Source organism: Pseudomonas sp. W2Jun17 (genome assembly GCF_023127795.1).
Classification (GTDB): Bacteria; Pseudomonadota; Gammaproteobacteria; order Pseudomonadales; family Pseudomonadaceae; genus Aquipseudomonas; species Aquipseudomonas synxantha_A.
Genome location: NZ_SPKO01000015.1, coordinates 50,308 through 52,931, shown reverse-complemented (window position 1 = coordinate 52,931; position 2,624 = coordinate 50,308). Strand labels below are relative to the sequence as shown.

Annotated in this window: 2 protein-coding genes; both read left to right on the top strand. The window is 61.7% G+C overall.

Annotated elements, in window-relative coordinates; all coding sequences use genetic code 11:
- The coding region (locus E4O98_RS11595; protein ID WP_248135065.1) for an FAD-dependent oxidoreductase at positions 1–946 on the top strand (946 nt) is incomplete at its 5' end.
- Positions 946–2,220: an NAD-dependent dihydropyrimidine dehydrogenase subunit PreA gene (preA, locus tag E4O98_RS11590; RefSeq protein ID WP_032880504.1), complete on the top strand. Its 1,275-nt coding sequence runs from the start codon at positions 946–948 to the stop codon at positions 2,218–2,220. The genes E4O98_RS11595 and preA, both read left to right, overlap by 1 nt.
- The last annotated feature ends 404 nt before the right edge of the window (positions 2,221–2,624 follow it).

The following is a 2,624-nucleotide window of genomic DNA, read 5'->3' as shown; positions in this document are numbered from 1 at the left end:
GCGCATCGCCGTGGTCGGCGCCGGGCCGGCGGGGTTGGCCTGCGCCCACCGCGCCGCGTTGCACGGCCATGACGTGGTGGTTTTCGAAGCGCAGGAGAAAGCCGGCGGCCTGAATGAATACGGGATCGCCAAGTACAAGCTGGTGGATGATTTTGCTCAGAAAGAACTGGATTTCCTTCTGCAAGTAGGCGGCATCGAAATCCGCCATGGCCAGCGCCTGGGCGACAATCTGACCTTGAGCGAACTGCATCAGCAATTCGATTCGGTGTTCCTCGGCCTCGGCCTGGCGGCCAGCAAACAGCTCGGCTTGGCCCACGAAGACGCCCCCGGCCTGCTCGCCGCCACCGACTACATCCGCGAGCTGCGCCAGGCCGATGACCTCACCCAACTGCCCCTGGCCGACCGCTGCATCGTGCTCGGCGCGGGCAATACCGCCATCGACATGGCCGTGCAAATGGCCCGCCTCGGTGCCCGCGAGGTAAACCTTGTATACCGCCGTGGCCTGGCGGACATGGGCGCGACCCAACACGAACAAGACATTGCCAAGGCCAATCAAGTGCGGCTGCTGACCTGGGCCCAACCCGACGAAGTGTTGCTCGACGACCAGGGCCACGTACGCGGTATGCGCCTGGCCCGCACCCACCTGGAAAATGGTCGCTTGCTACCGACGGGGGAAACCTTCGAACTGGCCGCCGATGCGATCTTCAAGGCCATCGGCCAAGGCTTTGACAACGACGCACTGCACGACCCGCTGGCCCAGCAACTGCACCGCGTGGGCGAGCGCATCTTTGTCGATGAACAGCAGCGTACCAGTATCCCCGGCGTGTATGCCGGCGGCGATTGCGTCAGCCTTGGCCAGGACCTTACCGTGCAGGCCGTGCAACACGGCAAGCTGGCCGCCGAGGCCATGCACGCCCAACTCATGCTGAATGTGGAGGCTGCGTAATGGCCGATCTCTCGATTGTATTCGCCGGTATCAAAGCCCCCAATCCGTTCTGGCTGGCCTCCGCGCCGCCCACCGACAAAGCCTACAACGTGGTCCGTGCGTTCGAAGCCGGCTGGGGTGGCGTGGTGTGGAAAACCCTGGGCGAAGACCCGGCGGCGGTGAACGTGTCGTCACGCTACTCGGCGCATTTCGGGGCGAATCGTGAAGTGCTGGGCATCAACAATATCGAACTGATCACCGACCGCTCACTGGAGATCAACCTGCGGGAAATCACCCAGGTGAAAAAGGACTGGCCTGACCGTGCACTGATCGTATCGCTGATGGTGCCATGTGTTGAGGAGTCCTGGAAAAACATCCTGCCTCTGGTGGAGGCGACCGGCTGCGACGGCATCGAGTTGAATTTCGGCTGCCCCCACGGGATGCCCGAACGTGGCATGGGCGCAGCGGTCGGCCAGGTGCCGGAGTATGTGGAACAAGTGACGCGCTGGTGCAAGACATATTGCTCGCTGCCGGTGATCGTCAAGCTCACGCCCAACATCACCGACATCCGCGTGGCGGCGCGGGCAGCGTATCGCGGCGGCGCGGACGCGGTGTCCTTGATCAACACCATCAATTCCATCACCAGCGTGGATTTGGAGCGCATGGTCGCCCTGCCGGTGGTCGGCACCCAGAGTACCCACGGCGGTTACTGCGGTTCGGCGGTCAAGCCGATCGCCCTGAACATGGTCGCCGAAATCGCTCGTGACCCGCAGACCCAGGGCTTGCCGATCTGCGGCATCGGCGGTATCGGCAACTGGCGCGATGCAGCGGAATTCGTCGCCCTGGGCTGTGGCGCAGTGCAGGTGTGCACGGCGGCGATGCTGCATGGCTTCAGGATTGTGGACGAGATGAAGGACGGCCTGTCGCGGTGGATGGACAGCCAGGGTTACACCAGCCTGCAGGACTTTTCCGGGCGGGCCGTGGGTAACACCACGGATTGGAAGTACCTGGATATCAACTACCAGGTGATCGCCAGGATCGATCAGGCGGCGTGTATCGGTTGTGGGCGTTGTCACATTGCCTGTGAGGACACTTCACACCAGGCGATCGCCAGTTTGAAACAGGCGGACGGCACGCATAAGTATGAAGTGATTGATGATGAGTGCGTGGGCTGCAACTTGTGCCAGATCACCTGCCCGGTGGCGGACTGCATCGAGATGGTGCCGATGGACACTGGCAAGCCATTTTTGAATTGGACGCAAGATCCGCGTAATCCGTATCGGGAAGCTGTGTAGCCTTTAGACCGTTATCGCAGGCAAGCCAGCTCCCACAGTTGACCGCATTTTGTCTGAAGGAATGCAGTCGAATGTGGGAGCTGGCTTGCCTGCGATGGGCATGGGTATCTACACAACTTCTGGTATGGCGCTGTCCCTGTGGGAGGGGCGGTGCGACGATTCGACTTGCTCCCGATGGCGGCCTTAGGGCCGACCAGGATGCCGGATCAAACCGAGTACATATCCGTTATTTAGGTAACGGCCACTATTGGTTCCGCTCTTACAGCGGGTCACTTTTGAAAAAAGCGCAAAAGTAACCAAAACGCTCTTGCCCCACCACTCGGCACCTCGCTTAGGCTCGGTGTGCCCGTAATCCGCCATGGATTTGGGGGGCCGCCGCCACGCGCCATCCATGGCGCGGGGCA

Coding starts and splice junctions, on each gene's coding strand:
- preA (WP_032880504.1), top strand. CDS start 946: ATGGCCGATCTCTCGATTGTATTCGCCGGTATCAAAGCCCCCAATCCG.